The 20,261-nt window shown below is 70.8% G+C and carries 21 protein-coding genes; 11 read left to right on the top strand and 10 right to left on the bottom strand.

What is annotated here, in order from left to right; translation table 11 throughout:
• Positions 1-84 precede the first annotated feature (84 nt).
• From hsaA to hsaB, 4 genes are read left to right on the top strand one after another with little or no spacing between them, the layout of a single operon-like run.
• Positions 85-1,263, top strand: coding sequence for a 3-hydroxy-9,10-secoandrosta-1,3,5(10)-triene-9,17-dione monooxygenase oxygenase subunit (hsaA, locus tag FB471_RS04075; RefSeq protein ID WP_142001573.1), 1,179 nt, complete (start codon positions 85-87; stop codon positions 1,261-1,263).
• Positions 1,264-1,271: 8 nt separating this feature from the next.
• Positions 1,272-2,117, top strand: a complete 846-nt coding sequence (gene hsaD / locus FB471_RS04070) for a 4,5:9,10-diseco-3-hydroxy-5,9,17-trioxoandrosta-1(10),2-diene-4-oate hydrolase (RefSeq protein WP_141995999.1) — start codon at positions 1,272-1,274, stop codon at positions 2,115-2,117.
• 6 nt (positions 2,118-2,123) lie between these two features.
• Complete coding sequence (hsaC, locus tag FB471_RS04065) at positions 2,124-3,029, top strand: iron-dependent extradiol dioxygenase HsaC (RefSeq protein WP_141995998.1); 906 nt, start codon at positions 2,124-2,126, stop codon at positions 3,027-3,029.
• Positions 3,026-3,595, top strand: a complete 570-nt coding sequence (hsaB, locus tag FB471_RS04060) for a 3-hydroxy-9,10-secoandrosta-1,3,5(10)-triene-9,17-dione monooxygenase reductase subunit (RefSeq protein WP_141995997.1) — start codon at positions 3,026-3,028, stop codon at positions 3,593-3,595. Before hsaC ends, hsaB begins: the two co-directional genes overlap by 4 nt.
• Here hsaB and FB471_RS04055 read toward each other — a convergent pair.
• Positions 3,592-4,296 carry a DUF4386 family protein gene (locus tag FB471_RS04055; protein WP_141995996.1) on the bottom strand — a complete coding sequence of 235 codons (705 nt, stop codon included), beginning with the start codon at positions 4,294-4,296 and terminating at the stop codon, positions 3,592-3,594. The two genes, hsaB and FB471_RS04055, sit on opposite strands and share 4 nt — an antisense overlap.
• Positions 4,297-5,056: 760 nt before the next feature.
• On the opposite strand from FB471_RS04055, the gene FB471_RS04050 reads away from it, so the two are divergent.
• Positions 5,057-5,575, top strand: coding sequence for a lytic polysaccharide monooxygenase auxiliary activity family 9 protein (locus FB471_RS04050; protein WP_141995995.1), 519 nt, complete (start codon positions 5,057-5,059; stop codon positions 5,573-5,575).
• 59 nt (positions 5,576-5,634) lie between these two features.
• On the opposite strand, the gene FB471_RS04045 is transcribed toward FB471_RS04050, so the two are convergent.
• The 5 genes from FB471_RS04045 to FB471_RS04025 are packed head-to-tail and all read right to left on the bottom strand — an operon-like array spanning position 5,635 to position 11,143.
• The gene (locus FB471_RS04045; protein ID WP_141995994.1) at positions 5,635-6,657 is read right to left on the bottom strand and encodes an acyl-CoA dehydrogenase family protein; all 1,023 of its coding nucleotides are present in this window, start codon (positions 6,655-6,657) and stop codon (positions 5,635-5,637) included.
• A complete protein-coding gene (locus FB471_RS04040; RefSeq protein ID WP_141995993.1) occupies positions 6,654-7,622 on the bottom strand; it encodes an acyl-CoA dehydrogenase family protein in 969 nt (322 codons plus the stop codon). The genes FB471_RS04045 and FB471_RS04040 overlap by 4 nt, the downstream gene beginning before the upstream one ends.
• The gene (locus FB471_RS04035; protein WP_141995992.1) at positions 7,619-8,764 is read right to left on the bottom strand and encodes an acyl-CoA dehydrogenase family protein; all 1,146 of its coding nucleotides are present in this window, start codon (positions 8,762-8,764) and stop codon (positions 7,619-7,621) included. Before FB471_RS04035 ends, FB471_RS04040 begins: the two co-directional genes overlap by 4 nt.
• A 1-nt stretch (position 8,765) precedes the next feature.
• Positions 8,766-9,605: an enoyl-CoA hydratase gene (locus FB471_RS04030; RefSeq protein ID WP_141995991.1), complete on the bottom strand. Its 840-nt coding sequence runs from the start codon at positions 9,603-9,605 to the stop codon at positions 8,766-8,768.
• Positions 9,602-11,143, bottom strand: a complete 1,542-nt coding sequence (locus tag FB471_RS04025) for a FadD3 family acyl-CoA ligase (protein WP_141995990.1) — start codon at positions 11,141-11,143, stop codon at positions 9,602-9,604. The genes FB471_RS04030 and FB471_RS04025 overlap by 4 nt, the downstream gene beginning before the upstream one ends.
• 76 nt (positions 11,144-11,219) lie before the next feature.
• On the opposite strand from FB471_RS04025, the gene FB471_RS04020 reads away from it, so the two are divergent.
• The 5 genes from FB471_RS04020 to FB471_RS04000 all read left to right on the top strand — a co-directional run bounded on the left by FB471_RS04020 (position 11,220) and on the right by FB471_RS04000 (position 15,965).
• Positions 11,220-12,371, top strand: coding sequence for an acyl-CoA dehydrogenase family protein (locus FB471_RS04020; protein WP_141995989.1), 1,152 nt, complete (start codon positions 11,220-11,222; stop codon positions 12,369-12,371).
• Positions 12,368-13,144 carry an SDR family oxidoreductase gene (locus tag FB471_RS04015; protein ID WP_141995988.1) on the top strand — a complete coding sequence of 259 codons (777 nt, stop codon included), beginning with the start codon at positions 12,368-12,370 and terminating at the stop codon, positions 13,142-13,144. The genes FB471_RS04020 and FB471_RS04015 overlap by 4 nt, the downstream gene beginning before the upstream one ends.
• A 7-nt stretch (positions 13,145-13,151) precedes the next feature.
• Entirely contained in the window at positions 13,152-13,781 is a 630-nt protein-coding gene (locus FB471_RS04010; protein ID WP_141995987.1) for a TetR/AcrR family transcriptional regulator, read from the top strand.
• 9 nt (positions 13,782-13,790) lie between these two features.
• A complete protein-coding gene (locus tag FB471_RS04005) occupies positions 13,791-14,942 on the top strand; it encodes an acetyl-CoA C-acetyltransferase (RefSeq protein ID WP_141995986.1) in 1,152 nt (383 codons plus the stop codon).
• A gap of 465 nt (positions 14,943-15,407) precedes the next feature.
• Complete coding sequence (locus tag FB471_RS04000; protein WP_141995985.1) at positions 15,408-15,965, top strand: sugar O-acetyltransferase; 558 nt, start codon at positions 15,408-15,410, stop codon at positions 15,963-15,965.
• 3 nt (positions 15,966-15,968) lie between these two features.
• Here the strand turns inward: FB471_RS04000 and FB471_RS03995 are convergent, their stop codons facing one another.
• Genes FB471_RS03995 through FB471_RS03980 form a run of 4 tightly spaced genes read right to left on the bottom strand, consistent with a single transcriptional unit; the run spans position 15,969 to position 19,382 of the window.
• Positions 15,969-17,015, bottom strand: coding sequence for an NAD(P)H-dependent flavin oxidoreductase (locus FB471_RS03995; RefSeq protein ID WP_142001572.1), 1,047 nt, complete (start codon positions 17,013-17,015; stop codon positions 15,969-15,971).
• 5 nt (positions 17,016-17,020) lie between these two features.
• Complete coding sequence (locus FB471_RS03990; RefSeq protein WP_141995984.1) at positions 17,021-17,764, bottom strand: CoA-transferase subunit beta; 744 nt, start codon at positions 17,762-17,764, stop codon at positions 17,021-17,023.
• Positions 17,761-18,624: a CoA transferase subunit A gene (locus FB471_RS03985; RefSeq protein WP_141995983.1), complete on the bottom strand. Its 864-nt coding sequence runs from the start codon at positions 18,622-18,624 to the stop codon at positions 17,761-17,763. Before FB471_RS03985 ends, FB471_RS03990 begins: the two co-directional genes overlap by 4 nt.
• Positions 18,624-19,382, bottom strand: coding sequence for an enoyl-CoA hydratase family protein (locus FB471_RS03980; RefSeq protein ID WP_141995982.1), 759 nt, complete (start codon positions 19,380-19,382; stop codon positions 18,624-18,626). The genes FB471_RS03985 and FB471_RS03980 overlap by 1 nt, the downstream gene beginning before the upstream one ends.
• Positions 19,383-19,464: 82 nt before the next feature.
• Here FB471_RS03980 and FB471_RS03975 point away from each other — a divergent pair, with 82 nt between their 5' ends.
• Positions 19,465-20,256 carry an SDR family oxidoreductase gene (locus tag FB471_RS03975; RefSeq protein WP_141995981.1) on the top strand — a complete coding sequence of 264 codons (792 nt, stop codon included), beginning with the start codon at positions 19,465-19,467 and terminating at the stop codon, positions 20,254-20,256.
• Positions 20,257-20,261: the final 5 nt, after the last annotated feature.

Raw genomic sequence — 20,261 nt, 5'->3', positions numbered from 1 at the left:
AACATGTTCTAGTATAATTGGCGATGGCGCGGAGGGTGCCAACACGACCGCGAGGGATGGATGAGCAAAGGGATGGGGCAGGACATGGCCGCACCGGACGCCCGCGGGGTGATCTCTGGAATCGAGGAGTTGCTGCCCACGCTGCGCGAGCGGGCCCAGGATACGGAGGACGCGCGCCGGATTCCGGACGAGTCGATCAAGGCCCTGCGGGAGACGGGCTTCTTCAGGCTGCTGCAACCGCGACGGTTCGGCGGGTACGAGGCCGACCCGGTCAGCTTCTACACCGCCGTCAAGCTCGTCGCGTCCGCCTGCGGCTCCACCGGCTGGGTGGGCTCGATCCTCGGCGTGCACCCCTGGCATCTCGCGCTGTTCGACCTGCGCGCGCAGCAGGAGGTGTGGGGGGAGAACGAGGACACGCTGGTGTCCTCCTCGTACGCCCCGATGGGCAAGGCGCAGGTCGTCGATGGCGGCTACCGGCTGTCCGGCAGGTGGAGCTTCTCCTCCGGCTGCGACCACGCCACCTGGGTGTTCCTCGGGGGCCCCGCCTTCGACGCCGACGGCAAGGCGGTCGACTTCTGCACCTACCTGCTGCCGATCAGCGACTACACGATCGACGACGTGTGGGACACCGTCGGTCTGCGCGGCACCGGCAGCAACGATGTCCTCGTCGAGGACGTCTTCGTCCCCCAGCACCGGGCGTTGAGCTTCGTCGCCACCTCGAAGTGCAAGACCCCGGGACAGGAGGCGAACCCCGGGCCGCTGTACCAGCTCCCGTTCGGCTCGGTGCACCCGAGCACGATCACCGCGCCGATCATCGGCATGGCGCAGGGCGCCTACGAGGCGCATGTGGAGCACCAGGGCAAGCGGGTCCGGGCCGCGTACGCGGGCGAGAAGTCCAATGAGGACCCCTTCGCGAAGGTGCGGATCGCCGAGGCGGCCAGCGAGATCGACGCGGCCTGGCTGCAGCTGACGCACAACATCGACGAGCTCTACACCCATGCCCGTGCGGGCGAGAAGCTCCCGTTCCCCACCCGGCTGCGGGTGCGGCGGGACCAGGTGCGCGGCACCGAGCGGGCGATCGCGGCGATCGACCGGCTCTTCGAGAACTCGGGCGGCCGAGCGCTCAAGGTGGGCACTCCGATCCAACGGTTCTGGCGGGACGCGCACGCCGGGAGGGTGCACGCCGCCAACGATCCGGAACGGGCCTACACGATGTTCGGCACCGGGGAGTTCGGCTTGCCGGTCCAGGATTCGATGGTCTAGGGGCGAGGATGACCGAGAGCAAGTACGTCGATGTCGCCGAGGGCCTCCGGCTGCACTACCACGAGGCGGGGACCGAGCACGAGCAGACGGTGTTGCTGCTGCACGGCGGCGGTCCGGGCGCCTCCGCGTGGAGCAACTTCGCGCGCAACATCCCGGTGTTCGCCAAGTCCTTCCGTACCATCGCGGTGGACCAGCCGGGGTTCGGTCGCTCGGACAAGCCGACCGAGCACCCGCAGTACTTCAGGCACAGCGCCAACGCGGTGGTCGGCCTGCTGGACGCGCTCGGGATCGAGCGAGCCCACATCGTGGGCAACTCGCTCGGCGGCGGGGCCGCGGTGCGGCTGGCGCTGGACCATCCGGACCGGGCGGGCAGGCTGGTGCTGATGGGGCCGGGCGGGTTGAGCGTCAACGTGTTCTCACCCGACCCGACCGAGGGCATCAAGAACCTCGCCCGGTTCGCCGCGCCGCCGGGGCCCAGCAAGGAGAAGCTCGAGGCCTTCCTGCGGGTGATGGTCTACGACCAGTCACTGATCACCGAGGAACTGGTGGCGGAGCGGTTCGCCGCGGCGAGCAGCCAGGAGTCGCTGGCCGCGATGGCGGCGATGGGCGCGTCCTTCGCCGACCCGGAGGGCTACGAGCTGGGCATGCTCTGGCGGGAGGCGCATCGGCTGCGGCAGCGGGTGCTGCTGATCTGGGGCCGGGAGGACCGGGTCAACCCGCTGGACGGCGCGTTGCTGGCGTTGAAGACCATCCCGCGGGCGCAACTGCACGTGTTCGGCCGCTGCGGGCACTGGGCGCAGCTGGAGAAGTTCGACGAGTTCAACCAACTGTCCATCGACTTCCTGACCAGGTGAAGGATTATGGGGATTCGCTCACTCGGCTACCTGCGGATCGAAGCCACGGATATGGCGAAGTGGCGGGAGTACGGGCTCAAGGTGCTCGGTATGGTCGAGGGCAAGGGCACCGACCCGGACGCGCTGTACCTGCGGATGGACGATTTCCCCGCCCGGCTGGTGATCTTCCCCGGGGAGACCGACCGGCTGGCACAGGTGGGCTGGGAGACGGCCAACGCGGCGGAGCTGGACGAGGTGCGGCGGAACCTGCAGGCCGCGGGCGTGCCGTTCAAGGAGGGCACCGCCGAGCAACTGGCCGACCGGCGGGTGTACGAACTGATCACCTTCGAGGACCCCTCCGGTAACACCCTGGAGGTGTTCCACGGGGTCGCGCTGGAGCACCGGCGGGTGGTGAGCCCGTACGGGCACACCTTCGTCACCGGGGAGCAGGGCCTTGGCCACGTGGTGCTGTCCACCCACGACGACGAGGCGGCGCTGCGGTTCTACCGGGACGTGCTCGGATTTCGGCTGCGCGACTCGATGCGCCTTCCGCCGCAGATGGTGGGTCGGCCCGCCGATGGCGAACCGGCCTGGCTGCGGTTCTTCGGCTGCAACCCGCGGCACCACAGCCTGGCGTTCCTGCCGATGCCGACCCCGAGCGGCATCGTGCACCTGATGGTCGAGGTGGAGAGCACCGACGACGTCGGATTGTGCCTCGACCGCGCCCTGCGGCGGAAGGTGCCGATGTCGGCGACGCTGGGCCGGCACGTGAACGACCTGATGCTGTCCTTCTACATGAAGACCCCCGGCGGGTTCGACGTGGAGTTCGGCTGCGAGGGCAGGCAGGTGGACGACCAGAGCTGGATCGCGCGGGAGAGCACCGCGGTCAGCCTGTGGGGCCACGACTTCTCGGTGGGTGCACGCGAGCAATGAGTACTCCGGCCGCCCCCACCTTCGACTCCGCCCGGTTCCGGTCGGTGCTCGGGCACTTCTGCACGGGCGTCACGGTGGTGACCGGCCTGGACGGCGGGCGGCCTTTCGGCTTCGCCTGCCAGTCGTTCGCGGCGTTGTCCCTCGACCCGCCGCTGGTGCTGTTCTGCCCGGCCCGGAGCTCGCGTAGCTGGCAGGCCATCGAGCGGGCAGGGCAGTTCGCGGTGAACGTCCTCGCCGCGGGGCAGCGCGCGGTGAGCGGGGTGTTCGGCGCGCGGGGCGAGGACAAGTTCGCCGCCGTGGAGTGGAGCACGGTTCCCTCCGGGGCCCCGCTCCTGCACGGCGCGCTGACCTGGCTGGACTGCGAGCTGGAGGCGGTGCACGAGGGGGGTGACCACTACGTCGTGATCGGCCGCGTGACCACGCTGGGCGACATACGGGACGAGCGGCCGCTGCTGTTCTACCGTGGCCGCTACACCGTCACCGAACCGGACGGCGCCGGGGACGGCCAGCCGCGCGAGGACCTGGAAGGCCTGCTCACCTGGCCGCGCCCGGACGACTGGTTCTAGCGGCGCGGAACGCGGGTGCGCACCAGCGTGATCCCGACGCCCACGACCCAGACCGTGGCCAGCCCGGTGAAGGGGAGCAGGAGCTCGAACGACATCCCGGGCAGGCGCAGGAACAGCGCCGAGCCGCCGAGAAACCATCCGGCGGAACCGACGAGGCCCACCCAGGACAGCACCCGCGGGTACTGCCGGCCGCGCAGCATCGCCAGGGCGTACAGGGCCAGCGCCAGGCCGATGAGGGTCTGGGACAGGATGGAGGTGCCGCCGATCAACCCTTCCATGACGCGGCTGTCCGCCAGGGCGGCGGCCGGGTCGCGCTCACCGGAGGACCACTGCCCGGCGAGCACGCCGCTGCTGAACCCGTCGTGCGCGTAGTGCACGGCGAACACCGCGACCGCGACGAGAAGCACGGGTTCGGCCATCCGGGCGAGCGTCCTGCCCGCCGGGTCCCGGAGGCTGCGACCGGCTGCCGTGAAGGCCATACCCCAGCACAGCATCCCGAGCATGCCGGCCAGGGCCGCGGCGAACCACGGTCGCGCTTCGATGTGGGCGAGCCCTCCGAGTGGGTCGCCGCGCGGGATGTCCATCCGTTGCTGGAGCAGGGTGCTCACGATCGTGAGTGCGGTGCCTGCCAGCGCCAGGATCCCGGACGACCGCATGCCGAGGCGTTGTGCTGCGGCTTCCGGCGTCCTTGGCTCGGACATGGTGGTTGTCCCCCTTCTCGTAGACGTCCCTGTGGCCGCGGTCGCGGCACGCACCGGAGAGGATTCCCGGCACGCGGGCCAGGTCGCATCCGGGACGTGCCCGGAGACCGAACCGAGGGAACCCCGACGCCGCTTCCGGGTACGCATCGGGGTTCGGCGGCGTTCTCGGTCCCGTGGAATGGTTCCCGTTCCGGGGGTGGAACAAGTTCACTCGTGTGAGTGAAAAGCGGCCGGGTGCGAATTCGTGGAGTCACCATCTGCCGTGAAGGATTGGTCGGGAGCTGTCCGCAAGGCACCAAGAATGGTGTCCGTTGCAGTAGGCGCATCAGAATGAGTGCGCCTGCTGCAATGCGCTACGGAAACCGCTAACCCGTTCCGCCCTCGCGTTGTCGCCTCTTGACCACAATGGAAACGGCGACGTATGGTCTGGACCACATTGGTAAGCGTGGCCGTGGAATGGGAGCCGGCTCGCCGCGGTACGCCGATGCCAATGTCGCCCTCATGGTGAAGAGTCGTTCGTGGCTCTTCGCCCTACCGTTCCCTCCTTGTAGTGGCCCCTGCGTTTTCGAAGATTCCCGGAATGCCGGATCTGTCGGAACGCCACTGGGAGGGTTATTCAGAACGACCCAGTGACCGCGGGCCGCCAGGCCCGTGCGAACGGTCGTTGCAGGTCAACGCATTGTTGACGCACGCTACGGACCTGAATAATCCGACTTTTGAATGGGGCACTGGGAACGCCGTTCTCCGAAGAGGAGTCGAGATGCATACGAAACGGAAGCTCGTTGCCGCCGCGGTGGGCGCGGGTATCGCTCCACTCGCCCTTGTGGTCGTCCCGGCTGGAGTCGCCAACGCGCACGGGTACGTGTCCTCGCCGCCGAGCAGGCAGGCCCAGTGCGCGCAGGGAACCGTGTCCTGCGGCCAGATCAAGTGGGAGCCGCAGAGCGTCGAGGGGCCCAAGGGCCTGCGTAGTTGCAGTGGTGGCAACTCCCGGTTCGCCGAGTTGGACGACGACAGCAAGGGCTGGCGCGCGAGCCCCGCAGGGAACACGGTGACCTTCAACTGGACGTTCACCGCGCGGCACCGCACCGCGAACTACGAGTACTTCCTGAACGGCCGCAAGATCGCCGAGGTCGACGGCCACAACCAGCAGCCACCACCATCCGTCTCGCATACGGTCGACCTCGGTGGGGTGAGCGGCCGGCAGAAGGTGCTCGCGGTGTGGAACATCGGCGACACCGCCAACGCCTTCTACGCCTGCATCGACCTCCAGGTCCGCTGACCCTCTGCTATGAGTGACCCGCCCACCCGTCTCCCACCACGACCCGACCGGTGAACGGGTCACTCATAGCAGTCGGGGAGATGCTCGTGCGGCCGGCCGAAGAGCTGGGCGGCGCCGTGAGCGCGCTTGAAGTAACGGTGTGCCGGATGTTCCCAGGTAATGCCGATCCCACCATGCAGCTGGATCATCTCGGCGGTCACCGTGGACAGGGCCTCGGAGCAGTGCACCTTCGCGACCGCGGCCAGCCGCCCGCGGTCCGGCCCGGCTTCGGCCACCGCGCGGGCCGCCGAGTGCGCGGTCTCGACCAGCACGTGCAGGTCGGCCATCCGGTGCTTGAGCGCCTGGAAACCGCCGATGGGCCTGCCGAACTGCTGCCGCTGCTTGGTGTACTCCACGGTGATCTCCAGCGCGCGAGCGGCCGCCCCGGCCTGCTCGGCGGCCAGCACCGCGCAGGCGGTCTCCCGCACCCGGCGCAGGCCGGGCCGGAAGTCCCCGCCGAGCCGCCGGCCCCTGGCGCCCCGCAGCTCGACGCTCCCGAAGCCGCGCGAGGGATCCATCGACTCCGACCGCCGCACCTCCACCCGCTCCGGATCCACCTCGAACAGGCCGAGCTCGCCGGCGACCTCGGCCACCACGAGCAGGACCTCGGCGAGGTCGGCGTCCAGCACGTACTCCGCCCTGCCCTCGAGGGCGGAGTCGGCGGCGGCGCTGCCGCAGCCGTGGTCTGGAGACCAGCGGCCGTGCTCATCCGCCCAGGCCAGCGCGGCCACCCTGCCTTCGGCCAGCCCGGGCAGCAGCCGGGCGCATGCGGCCTCGTCCCCGGACTCCAGCAGGGCCTGCGTGGCGAGCACCGTGGAACCCAGGAACGGGCAGGGGACCAGCTCCCGGCCCAGTTCCTCGGCGACCACCTGCAACTCGGTGAGGCCCGCGCCCAGCCCGCCGAAGGACTCGGGGATCGCCAGCGCGGCCACCCCGACCTGCTCGCACAGCGGCGACCACCCGTGCTCGCCGGGGGAACGCCGCAGGACGGCGCGCACCGTCTCGCCGAGGGCTTGTTGCTCCGCGGTCCGCGTCGGTGTCATGCGACCGCCCCGGAGACGGCGTCCAGCACCCGGCGGTGGTGCATGCCCCGCGTTCCCCACGCCGCCACCAGCGCGCGCACCTTCGCCAGCCGCAGGCCGAGCTCGTGCTCGGCGGTGTAGCCGATCGCGCCGTGCACCTGCAGCCCGGTACGGGCCGCGAGGTACGCGGCCTCGCCGGCGGCCACCTTGGCCGCGGACACGTCCCGTGCCCGGGTCGGGGCGCCGTCCCGGACGGCGATCGCGGCCGCGTGCACCAGCGGCCTGGCCAGCTCCAGCCGGGTGACCACGTCGGCGAGCAGGTGCTTGACCGCCTGGTAGCGGCCGATCTCGCGGCCGTACTGCCTGCGCTGCCGCGCATAATCCACCGCGGCGTCCAGCAGCCACTGGCCCGCACCGAGCAACTGCGCGGCGGTGGCCAGCACGCCGGCATCGAAGGCCAGCGGCGGGTCCACCGCGGCGCCGAGCACCTCGCCCTCGCGCACCTCGAACAACCGACGGCAGGAGTCGACCGACGGCAGCGCGCGGCCGGGGGCGAACGCGTGCAGCCGCGTCCCGGCGACCGCGATCCGCGCCTCCGCCACGTCCGCGTCCAGGGCGTACGGAACGTGCGGCGGCAGCGCCACCGAGGCGAGCGTCTCGCCGGCGGCCACCCCGGCCAGCAGCTCGTCCTCGAGCAGCATCGGCAGCACGGCAGCGGTGTCCACCCACGGTCCCGGCACCGCGTGGTAACCGAGCCGCTCGAACGCCACCACCAGGTCCACCGGGTCGGCGCCGAGCCCGTCGAACCGCTCGGGCACCAGCAGGCCGGTGATCCCGATCCCGGCCAGCCCGCGCCACAGTGTCAACCCCGAGCCCGGATCGCCGGCCGCCCAGTCCCGTGCCGCCGCGGCGGTGTCCACATCGGAAAGGAAGTCGCCGATGCTGGCCGCGAAGTCCTTCTGCTCGGCGGAAAGCGCGAATCTCATCGGTCACCCCTCGGCAGGCCCAGCAGCCGCTCGGCCACGGTGTTGCGCTGGATCTGGTCGGTGCCGCCGTAGATCGGTCCGGCCAACGCGAACAGCCACCCGTCCACCCAGCCGTGTTCGGCGCGCAGCTCCCCGTCCGGGCCGAGCAGGTCGAGCGCTGTCTCGTGCAGGGCGAGGTCCAAATGCGACCAGAACAGCTTGTTCACGCTGGACTCCGGCCCGAGGCTGCCGCCCTCCCGCAGCCGGGTCACCGTGCCGAAGGTGTAGAGCTGGTAGGCCCGCGCCCCGATCCAGGCGTCGGCGACCCGGCCGGACAGCGCGGTGTCGGCCGGGTCACCGACCCGCTGCCACAGCTCGGTCAGCCGGTCCGCGGCCGCCAGGAACCGCCCGGGGCTGCGCAGGGACAGCCCGCGCTCGTTGTTCGCGGTGGTCATCGCGACCCGCCAGCCGTCGCCCGGCTCGCCGAGCACGTCCGCATCCGGTACGAACACCCCGTCCAGGAAGATCTCCGCGAACCCCGGCTCGCCGTCGAGTTGGGGGATCGGGCGGACCCGCACCCCCTCGGCCCGCAGGTCGAACATCAGGTAGGTCAGGCCACGGTGCCGCTCGCTGCCCGGGTCGCTGCGGAACAGGCCGAACGCCTTGTCCGCGAAGGCGGCCCGCGAGCTCCACGTCTTCTGCCCGGACAGCAGCCAACCACCCTCGGTGCGGGTGGCGGTGCTGCGCAGCGCGGCGATGTCGCTGCCGGCCTCCGGTTCCGACCATGCCTGCGCCCAGACCTCCTGGCCACGCGCCATCGGGGGCAGGATCCGCCGCCGCTGCTCCGCGGTGCCGTGCGAGAACAGGGTCGGCGCGAGCATGAAGATGCCGTTCTGGCTCACCCGTCCCGGCGCGCCCGCGGCGTAGTACTCCTCCTCGAACAACACCCACTCCAGCAGGCTCGCGTCCCGCCCGCCGAACTCCTCGGGCCAGGCAACCACCGACAGCCCTGCCTCGGCCAGTCTCGCTTCCCATGCCCGGTGCCGCGCGAATCCCTCGGCGGTGTCGAACGAGGCCAGCGGCCGTTGCGGCACGTTCTCGGCCAGCCAGGAGCGCACCTCGTCCCGGAACCGGGCGGCGTGCTCGTCCAGTTCGAGGTCCATCTCAGCCCGCGTCCCGCATCGAGCGCGCGTCCTGCCCACCGAGCGCGTCGCCACCGGCGATCTCGGCGTTGTGCGCGTGCGCGAAGTGGTGCAGCCCGAACGCGGAGTCCATCCCGCTACGCAGGCCCATCAGATCCTCGGCCTGGTTGACCGCCTTCTTCGCCAGCGCCAGCCCGAACCGCGGCATCCCGGCGATCCGCTCGGCAAGGTCGAGGGTCTCGGCCTCCAGTTCCGCGCGCGGCACCACCCGGGTGAGCATGCCCCACTCCTTGGCCTGGGCCGCGGTGAATCGCTCGCCGGTGAACAGCACCTCCTTCGCCGCACGCGGGCCCAGAACCCACGGATGCGCGAAGTACTCCACCCCGGGAATGCCCATCCGGACCACCGGATCGGCGAAGAATGCGTCCTCGGAAGCCAGGATCAGGTCGCAGACCCAGGCCAGCATCAGCCCGCCCGCGATGCACGCGCCCTGCACACTGGCGATGGTGGGTTTGGGGATTTCCCGCCACCGGCGGCACATGCCGAGATAGACCTCGGACTCCCTGGCGAGGCGTGCGTCCCCACCCTCGGCACCGACGTGGTCCCACCACAGCACCGCCTTGCGGTCGAAGGACGCGTCCGCGTCCCGGCCAGGGCTGCCGATGTCGTGGCCCGCCGAGAAGTGCTTGCCCGCACCGGCCAGCACGATCACCTTCACCTCGTCGTCCTCCACCGCGCGGGTGAAGGCGGCGTCCAGCGCGTAGGTCATCGCCGAGTTCTGCGCGTTGCGGTACTCGGGACGGTTCATCGTCACCAACGCGGTCGCCCCGCGCCGCTCGTACCGCACCACCTCGTCGGTCATCGATTCTCCTGTTCGTCGCGAAGCAGTCGCTTGAGGACCTTGCCGGCGGCGTTGCGTGGCAACCGTTCCCTGAGCTCGACCTGACGTGGAACCTTGTAGTTGGCGAGGTTCTGCTTGCAGTGCCGCGTGACGTCCTCCGTGGATAGGGTGTGGCCGGGGCTGGCGACGAGGTAGGCCCTGCCGACCTCGCCCATCCTGGCGTCGGGTATGCCGATCACCGCGGCCTCGGCGACCCCGGGCAACCGGGTGAGCACCTGCTCGACCTCCGCCGGGTAGACGTTGAACCCGCCGCAGATGTAGACGTCCTTGATCCGGTCGGTGATGGTGAGGTACCCGTGCTCGTCCAGGGTGCCCACGTCCCCGGTGTGCAGCCAGCCGTCGCCGTCGATGGCCTTGGTGGTCGCCTCCACGTCGTCCAGGTAGCCGAGCATCCGGTTCGGCCCGCGTAGCAGGACCTCCCCGCTGCCTTCGGCGATCCGCACCTCGAAGCCTGCGGCCGCCCGCCCGCAGGTGCGGGCGATGGTCGCGGTGTCGTCCTCGGGCCGGCACATGGTCGCCACCACGGCCTCGGTCAGCCCGTAGGCGGTGAGCACGGTGTCGAAGCCGAGGTCGGTCCGCATCCGCTCCACGAGGGCCACCGGGACGGTGGCGGCGCCGGTGACCGCGAGCCGCAGGCTGCCGATGTCGTGCTCGCCGAAAGCGGGCGCGTCCAGCAGGGTCTGGTAGATGGTCGGCGCGCCGGGCAGCACGGTGATCCGTTCCCGCGCGATCGTCCGCAGGGTGCGCTCGGCGTCGAAGGTGGCCTGCGGGAGCAGGGTCGCGCCGCGCAGCAGCGCGGCCAGCATGCCCGCCTTGTAACCGAAGCTGTGGAAGAAGGGGTTGATCACCAGGTACCGGTCGTCCGCGGTCAACCCGCCGCGGTCGGCCCAGGCCGCGGCGACCCCGAGCGACCGGCGGTGACTGGTCATCGCTCCCTTGCTGCGCCCGGTGGTACCCGAGGTGAACAGGATGTCGCTCACATCCTCTGGCCGCACCGCCTCGGCACGGGTGTCCGCGCCGCTCGGATCGGCCGTGTCCACCGCCTCCCACTCGAGTACCCCCGGTTCGGTGGGCGGTCTGCCCTCGACCGGGATACGCAGGATCGTGATCGGACGGCCGAATCCGGCGGCGCGCAGTTCGGCCAGCCGGTCGGTGCCAAGGAACGGGCCTGCGACCACCAGGGCCGCGGCCTCGCTGCGCTCGACGATGTCCAGCATCTCCGGTCCGGTGAACCGGGTGTTGATCGGCACCAACGTGCCGCCCGCGTACAACGCGCCCAGCGCGGCGATCACCCAGTGGTGGGTGTTCGGCGAGCAGATCGCGACCCGGTCGCCGGACCGGACGCCGTGCTCGGCGAGCAGCGCGGCGCAGCGCCGTACCTGCCGGTGCAACTCGGTAAAGGTCAGCCGGACCTGGCCGTCCACCAGTGCCTCACGGTCGGCGAACAGCCCGGCCGCGCGGCCGAGTGCCGCCGGAACGGTGTCCGCGTCGGCAGCCATCAAGCCTCCCTAGCAAGTGCTTGGTAGGGTAGCCTACGCGGGAACGGGGTACTTGAACAGAGCCGAGGGAGGCCCGGTGTCCGAGGACGACTTCCGCGAGCGGGTCCGGTCCTGGCTGGCCGAGAACCTCACCGGCGCGTTCGCCGGGTTGCGTGGACTCGGCGGACCCGGCCGCGAGCACGAGTCCTTCGCGGAACGTATCGCGTGGGAACGGCATCTCGCGGCCGCGGGTTGGACCTGCCTCGGCTGGCCGGTCGAGCACGGCGGCCGGGGCGCGACGCTGCGGCAGCAGGTGATCTTCCACGAGGAGTACGCCCGCTCCGGCGCGCCGGCGAAGGTCAGCCACCTCGGCCAGGAACTCCTCGGCCCGACCCTGATCGCCTACGGTACGGCGGAGCAGCAGCGCCGGTTCCTGCCCGGTATCGCCGCGGTGCGCGAGCTGTGGTGCCAGGGGTACTCCGAGCCGGGGGCCGGTTCGGACCTGGCCGCGGTGTCCACCACGGCGACCCTGGACGGGGACGAGTGGGTGCTGCGCGGGCAGAAGGTGTGGACCTCACTGGCCCAGGTCGCGGACTGGTGTTTCGTGCTGGCCCGCACCGAACCGGGATCGACCCGGCATCGCGGGCTCTCCTACCTGCTGGTACCGATGCGCCAGCAGGGGGTGCGGGTCCGGCCGATCCGGCAACTGACCGGTACCTCGGAGTTCAACGAGGTCTTCTTCGACGGAGCCCGCACCGAGCGGGGCCTGGTCGTGGGCGAGCCGGGCGATGGCTGGCGGGTCGCGATGGGCACGCTGGCCTTCGAGCGCGGCGTGGCCACCCTCGGTCAGCAGGTCGGCTTTCGCGATGAGCTGCGGCGGCTGACCGAGCTGGCGCGCGCGAACGGGGCCATGGACGATCCGGTGGTCGCCGAGCGGCTGGCCAGGGCATGGACCGGCCTCGAGGTGATGCGGGCACACGCCGAGCGCACGCTCGGGGACTCCTCGCCGGGTGTGGCCGAGGTGTCCAAACTGGTCTGGGCGAACTGGCACCGCTCACTCGGTGAGCTGGCCATGCTGGTTCGTGGCGCGCGATCCCTGGTGGCGGACCCGGATTCCGGCGAGCTGGACGAGTGGCAGCGGCTGTACCTGTTCAGCCGCGCCGACACCATCTACGGCGGCACCAACGAGATCCAGCGCAACATCATCGCCGAGCGGGTGCTCGGCCTGCCGAGGGAGGTACGCCCGTGATTCCGCTGCCCGGCTATCCCGAGGGACGTGACCTGTTGCGGGACAAGGTGGTCGTGGTGACCGCGGCCGCCGGGACCGGTATCGGTTCGGCGGTGGCGCGGCGCAGCCTCGAGGAGGGTGCGAGCGTGGTGCTGAGCGATTGGCACGAGCGCAGGCTGGGCGAGCAGGCCGCCGAGCTGGACCCGGTCGGCGAGGTTCATCCGATCTCCTGTGATGTCACCGAGGAAACCCAGGTCCAGGCCCTGATCGACGGTACGGTGCGGCGGTTCGGCCGGATCGACGTACTGATCAACAACGCCGGGCTGGGCGGCAGCAGGGCCATTGTGGACATGACGGACGAGGAGTGGTCGCGGGTCCTCGACGTCACGTTGACCGGGACGTTCCGGATGACCAGGGCCGCCCTGCGCAGGATGATCGAACAGGGCGGCGGGGGAGCGGTGGTGAACAACGCCTCGGTGATCGGCTGGCGCGCGCAGGCCGAGCAGTCCCACTACGCCGCGGCGAAGGCGGGGGTGATGGCGCTGACTCGTAGCGCGGCGGTGGAGGCCGCCCAGCACGGCATCCGGGTGAACGCCGTGTCGCCGAGCCTGGCGACGCACCCGTTCCTGGCCAAGGTGACCAGTGAGGAACTACTCGCCGAACTGACCGAGCGGGAGGTGTCCGGGAGGGCGGCGCGGCCATGGGAGGTCGCGAATGTGATGGTATTCCTCGCCAGTGAGTACGCCTCGTACCTGACCGGCGAGGTGATCTCGGTGAGTAGTCAGCATGCGTGAGGGGCAGATGAGCACGAAGACGTCCACGGGTCGCCAGTCCGGAACGGGCCGCAGGGCCGAGTTGCTCGCGCTCGCCGCGCGGCTGTTCGCCGAGCGCGGTTTCGTCTTGACCACCGTCCGCGACATCGCCGAGGCGGCGGGCATCCTCTCCGGCAGCCTCTACCATCACTTCGACTCGAAGGAGTCGATGGCCGACGAGATTCTGCGTGGGTTCCTGGACGAGCTGTTCGGTACCTACGCCGAGATCGTCGCGGCCGAGCTGGGCCCGCGGAAGACGTTGGAGGCCGTGGTGGTCGCCTCCTTCGAGTCGATCCACGCGCATCCCGCCGAGGTGGCCATCTACCAGAACGAGGCCAAGCACCTGGCGCAGCTCGAGCGCTTCGCCTACCTGGATGAGCGGAACCGGGAGTTTCGCGACCTGTGGAACGCAATCCTGGCTGAGGGGGTGCGGACCGGGGCGTTCCGTGCGGACCTGGACATCGAGCTGGTGTACCGGTTCATCCGGGACACCGTGTGGGTGGCTGTGCGCTGGTACAACCCGGATGGCCCGCTGTCCGCCCACGACGTCGCCGAGCAGTACCTCGGGATCCTGCTGGACGGCATCGCGACCCGGCGCAGGCCGGTACGAAAGGGATAGGGAGGCGAAATGGCCGAGGCGTACATCGTGGACGCGCTGCGGACCCCGGTCGGCAGGCGTGGCGGCGGGTTGAGCGCGGTGCACAGCGCGGACCTGGCCGCACACGTGATCGGGGCGCTCGTGCGGCGCGCCGGTGTCGATCCCGCGCTGGTGGACGACGTCGTCCTCGGCTGCACCGACACGCTGGGCCCGCAGTCCGGCAACATCGCCCGCACGGCGTGGCTGGCCGGGGGTCTCCCGGACCAGGTGCCGGGGGTGACCGTCGACCGGCAGTGTGGTTCCAGCCAGCAGGCGGTGCATTTCGCCGCGCAGGCGGTGCTGTCCGGCACGATGGATCTGGTGCTGGCCGGCGGGGTGCAGAACATGAGCCAGATCCCGATCAGCGCCGCGATGCTGGCCGGCGGGGAGTACGGTTTCGACGATCCTTTCTCCGGGTCGAAGGGCTGGCGGCAGCGCTACGGCGCGGCGGAGATCTCCCAGTTCCGCGCCGCGGAGCTGATCGCCAAGCACTGGGACATCTCCCGGGAGGCGATGGAGGAGTTCGCCTACCGGAGCCACCGGCGCGCGATCGCGGCGATCGACGCGGGCCGCTTCGACCGGGAGACGGTGCCCTTCGGCGATCTGGTGGCGGACGAGGGACCCCGCAGGGACACCAGCCTGGAGCGGATGGCCGGGCTGTCGCCGCTGACCGAGGGCTCGCGGCTGACCGCGGCCGTGGCCAGCCAGATCTCCGACGGCGCCAGCGCGACGCTGCTGGCCTCCGAGCGTTTCGTCGCCGAGCACGGCCTGCGCCCGCGAGCGCGGGTGCATCACCTCTCGGTGCGGGCCGCCGACCCGGTGTGGATGCTGACCGGCCCGATCCCGGCGACGGCGCATGCCCTGCGCAGGACCGGGCTGAAGGTCGAGGAGATCGACGTGTTCGAGGTCAACGAGGCCTTCGCCAGCGTGGTGCTGGCCTGGTTGGAGGAGACCGGTGCCGACCCGGAACGGGTCAACGTCAACGGCGGCGGCATCGCCCTCGGCCACCCCATCGGCGCCACCGGCACCAAGCTGTTCGCCACCCTGCTGCATGAGCTGGAGCGCGGGGGTGGGCGTTACGGCCTGCAGACGATGTGCGAGGGCGGCGGCACCGCCAACGTGACGATCATCGAGCGTCTCTGACACGGCGGCCGGTTCAGAGGGATCTGTCCTCGTCTGGGGGTCCGTATGTGGATCGGAACGGTATCTTTCCACGCCCCAATGATACTGAAATGCTCGACAGAATGGGGTGGAGACGGCAACACTGGTTGGTTTTCACTCGAATGTGTGTTCGAAACGACCGGTGTGGTCGGGTGGGGTGGGGAGTCTCGTTCCGTGGGGTGCTGGCGCTGGTGAACAGGTCTGCCAGGGGTGATGCGGGGTGCGCCAGTGCCTCACGGGGCGCCGAAGGCGTGCCCGAGACCCAACCCCGAGCCGCCCCGTCTCCCGCATCCACCCATCTCTTCCCCGCGAACGGCAAACTCGCCAACGCCAACGGCAAACTCGGTTACATGAATGGCCAACACGGTTACGTGAGCAGCAAACTCGTGCGCGGGAATGGCAAACGCGGGCGTGGGCGGCAAACACGATGGGCGCTAGCCTGGCGGCGTGGGTGAGCAGAAGGAGCGCATGCTGCGCGGCGAGCGGTACCAGGACAGCGACCCGGAACTCGTCGCCGAGCGGCGGCGGGCGCAGGAGCTCGTGGACGAGTTCAACGGGACCGGTGCGGGCGAGGCGGAGCGGCGGGGGCGGATTCTGGGCACGCTGCTGGGCCGGATCGGGTCGGGATCGTGGGTCATGCCGCGGTTCCAGTGCGACTACGGCTACCTGATCGAGATCGGGTCGAACAGCTTCCTCAACTACGACGCGATCCTGCTGGACTGCGCGCGGATCACCATCGGCGACGACGTGTCCATCGGGCCACGGGCGCAGCTGCTTACCGCACTGCACCCGATGGAGGACCACGAGGCGCGGCGGGCCCGCTGGGAGGCCGCGGCGCCGATCACGATCGGCGACAACGTGTGGTTCGGCGGCGGGGTGATCGTCTGCCCCGGGGTCGCCGTGGGGGAGAACACCGTCGTCGGCGCGGGCAGTGTGGTGACGAGGGACCTGCCACCGCGGGTGTTCGCCGCGGGCAACCCGTGCCGGGTCGTTCGCGAGCTGTGAGGCTCACCGGCCGCCGAGTGCGCGGAGGATCCCGGCGGCGTCGTCCACCATCGTCCCGAGCAGCTCGGACACGCTCGGCAGATCGTCCAGCAGGCCGACCACCTGCCCGGAGGCGAGCACCCCCGCGGAGGTGTCTCCGCCGACCAGGCCCGCGCGCAACAACATCGGGGTGTTCGCGGCCATGAGCACCTGTGCCCAGCTGCGATCGGTACCGCGTTTCATGGCCAGCCCCTCGGCCAGCATGGATCGCCAGGACGACCCGGTCAGCCTGCGGAAGCGCGCCGCGTTGCGAACAGAACGAACCAGGCTGCCGACCGTGCCGGATCGTTCGAGCGAATCCACCAGTCCGGTACGCAGCACCCGGTGCGGCAGCCCGTCGACCTTGCGGGTGACCACCGTGTCGCCGAGTCCGCGGTCCAGATAGGCCCGCTTCACCTCCTCCGGCACGGTGCTCTCCCTGGTCAGCAGGAACCTGGTGCCCATCGCGACACCCGCCGCACCGTAGGCGAGTGCCGCGGCGAGGCCCCGACCGTCGAAGAACCCGCCCGCGGCGATCACCGGGATGTCCACCGCGTCCAGCACCGAGGGCAGCAGCAGCGTGGTCGCCACCCCGCCGGTGTGCCCGCCACCCTCGCCACCCTGCACCAGGACGGCGTCCGCGCCCCAGCCGGCCACCTTCTCCGCGTGCCGCGCCGCCCCGACCGAGGGGATGACCACCACCCCGGCGTCCTTGAGCCGGTCGATCAGCTCCCTGCGGGGCGCCAGCGCGAACGAGGCGACCCGCACGTTCTCCCGAATCAGCAGGTCGACCCGGCGCGACGCGTCCTCGGCGTCCGCGCGCAGGTTGACGCCGAACGGCTCCCCGGTACGACCGCGGGTCTCGGCGATCGCCGCGGCCAGTTCGTCGTAGGACATGGTGGCCGAGGCCAGGATGCCGAGCCCGCCCGCCTCCGCGGTGGCCGACACCAGCCGCGGCCCGGCCACCCAGCCCATACCGGTCTGCACCACCGGATGCCGGATACCGGCCAGCTCGGTCAACCGGGTCGGCAGCGTACTCACGACGGTACTTCCTTGTCCCGCGACGCCGTGGGATCGAGTACCTCGCGCAGCAGGCGCAACTCCTCCGCGGTCGGCGGCCTGCTCTCGCCGACCGCGGTGGTGTCCAGCTCGAAGCCCGTGCTCGACTCCACCTCGGCCACGGTGACCCCCGGATGTACCGAGACCAGCCGCATCCGGTGCTCGGGCCCACCGAAGTCCAGCACGCCGAGGTTGGTCACCACCCGGTGCACGTCGTGGAAGCGCCGCGCACCCGCCTCCCGCGCCCGGTCGTAGCCGACCCCGGACACCACGTCCACCCGCTCGGCGAACACCCGCGTGCTGTGCCGGGGAACCCAGTAGCTGGTGCGATGGTTGACCGTGTTGCCCGGTGCGCCCCGCACGCCCAGCAACTGCCGTTTCGGCTTGGCGTGCGCGCCGATGGCGGAGATGTTCTGGTTGCCGTAGCGGTCGATCTGGTTGGCGCCCATCACGACATGCCGTTTCCCGTGCGGCACCACGGTGTCCAGCATCCGGCGGAACGGCTGCCACCCCTCGACCACCGGCTCCTCGACACCCGGGGTGCTGGCGAGCAGCAGCGCCTCGCCGTCGGAGAGCAGCAGATCCGGTTCGAAGGTCAGCCGGGCCAGCCTGGCCCCGAGCGCGGGCAGCAGCCCCATCGGGCTGGCCACGATCTCGCCGTCGCCGCGGAACAACTCGGCGCAGGCCACGGCGGCGACCTCGGCGCGGGTCGGTGCGTTCACGCTGCCTCCTCGGCGAACCTGGTGACCTCGGCCTGGTATCCGGCCTCGTCCCCGGACAGGAACCGGTCGACGAACCGCGGCCAGGCCTCGGGGTCCTTCGCGGACTCGACGTAGTGCCGCTGGAAAGCCTCATCCCTGCCGTAGTCCGGAACGGCAGTGGTGAAATGCGCGCCGTGCGGCGACTCCACCACGCCGTGCACCGAGCCACGGTTCAGCAACAGGCTCTGCACCGGCGCCGAAGCGGTCAGCTCGGGTGTCTCGACGACCCGTTCCACCGAGACGTAACACCGCCGGGCGGCGAGCGCGAACAGGTCGTCGAAGTACGGGTCCGGGCCGAGGTACTGCACATTGCCCCGCGCGTCCCCCCGGTTGAGGTGCAGTAGCGCGGCGTCCAGCCGGAGCGCGGGTACCGCGAGCAGTTCCTCGCCGTCCTCGTAGGGGGAGCGCACGGTGCGCAGCCCCGGGTTCAGCCTCGGCACGTCCGAGCCGAGGCCCGCCCGGCTCGGCAGGAACGGAAGTCGTTGCGCGGCGGCGGAAAGCCCGGTTCCGAACAGGCCCTCGTCGTACTCGGTCACCTCGATCTCACCCGCCTCACGGACCCGGTTGAACCACGGGTCGAACGGGATCGAGTCCAGGGTGACGAACCCGAACACCAGCCTGCGGATCCGGCCGGCCGAGGCCAGCAGGCCGACATCGGGACCGCCGTAGGACACCACGGTCAGGTCGGTGAGCGAGGAGCGCAGGATCGCCCGCACCAGTGCCATCGGTTTGCGGCGGGAGCCCCAGCCGCCGATTCCGATGGTCATTCCGTCGGTCAGTTCCGCGACCACCTCGTCCGCGGTCGTCCGCTTGTCCGCCATCAGCGTTCCCCTCCGTTGTCCAGGAACTCCCGCCGTGCCGCGTCGGAGACGCCGGACAGGTTGAGCTCGAAGGTGAACCCCTGCTCGAACCGGTAGCTACGGTGCACCGGCTGCACGTCGATCCCGTTGATGGCCTGCTTCGCGGCCCGGATCACCGCGGTGTCCTTGGTTGCGATCCGCCTGGCGACCTCGAGCGCCGCCTCGTCCAACTCGCCCCTCGGCACCACCGCGTACACCGAACCGTGGTGGTGCAGCTGGTGCGCGTCGATGGTGCTCGCGGTGTAGTACAGCGCGCGCATCAGGTGCTGGGGGACCAGCCGCGCCAGGTGTGTCGCCGCGCCGAGCGCGCCACGGTCCACTTCGGGCAGTCCGAAACTCGCGTCCTCGGACGCGACCACCACGTCGGCGTTCCCGACGAGGCCGATCCCGCCACCGAGGCAGAACCCGTGTACCGCGGCGATGACGGGCACCGCGCAGTCGTAGATCGCGGAGAACGCGGCCGCGCAACCCTGGTTCGCGCCGATCAGCGCGTGGAACCCGTCGTCGCGCTGGATTTCCTTGAGGTCGACGCCCGCGTTGAACCCGCGCCCCTCCGCGCGCAGCAGCACGACGTGGCAGGCAGGGTCCCTGCCGGCGGCGGTGACCGCCTCGGCGAGGTCGAACCAGCCGCGCACGGTGAGTGCGTTCACCGGTGGCGCGTTCACCGTGACGGTGGTGATCCCGGGCTCGCCCCGGTCTGTGGTGATCGGTGTCGACATCTCGCCCCAATTTCCAAACCTAGCACTTGCTTGGTACGGTAGCAGGGTGTCCGGGTACAGGCCAGCGGTTGGAGGTTCGCCGGTGACACTGGAGCTGCGGCTCGACGGCGCGGTCGTGCTGGTGACCGGCGGCGTGCGCGGGGTGGGGGCCGGGATCGCCAGATCCTTCCTCCGTGCCGGCGCGCGGGTCGTGGTCTGTGCGCGGCACGCACCGGAGCGGCCGGTGACCGCGGGCGGTGCGGAGGCCGAGTTCCTGCCCTGCGACGTCCGTGAGCCCGAACAGGTCGGCCGGCTGGTCGGCGAGCTCGTGGATCGGCACGGACGGCTGGACGTGCTGGTGAACAACGCGGGCGGCGCGCCGTTCGCCGACGCCGCCACGGCATCCCCGCGGTTCCACAGCAAGGTGGTCGCGCTGAACCTGCTCGCCCCGCTCACCGTGGCGCAGCAGGCCAACTCCCTGATGCAGCAACAGGAATCCGGCGGGGCGATCGTGAATGTCAGTAGCGTCAGCGGCTGCCGTGCCTCGCCGGGCACGGCGGCCTACGGCGCGGCCAAGGCCGGCCTGGACAACCTGACGGCCAGCCTGGCCGTGGAGTGGGCACCGAAGGTGCGGGTGAACGCGCTCGATGTCGGTATGGTGCGTACCGAGCTCGCGCACCTGCACTACGGCGACGAGGCCGGGGTGGCCGCCGTCGGTTCGGTGGTCCCGTTGCGGCGGCTGGCCGAGCCGGAGGAGGTGGGCGCCTGTGCGGTGTTCCTGGCCTCGCCGCTGGCGTCCTATGTGAGTGGTGCCGCGCTGGCGGTGCATGGCGGGGGCGAGGTCCCCGCGTTCCTTTCCGCCAGTACGGCCGAGTTGTCCGGGGAGAAATCGTGAACGGA

The sequence above is a fragment of the Amycolatopsis cihanbeyliensis genome (assembly GCF_006715045.1).
In the GTDB taxonomy this organism is placed as follows: domain Bacteria; phylum Actinomycetota; class Actinomycetes; order Mycobacteriales; family Pseudonocardiaceae; genus Amycolatopsis; species Amycolatopsis cihanbeyliensis.
The sequence above is the reverse complement of the archived record's forward strand: the minus strand, read 5'-3'. Positions and strand labels throughout refer to the sequence as shown.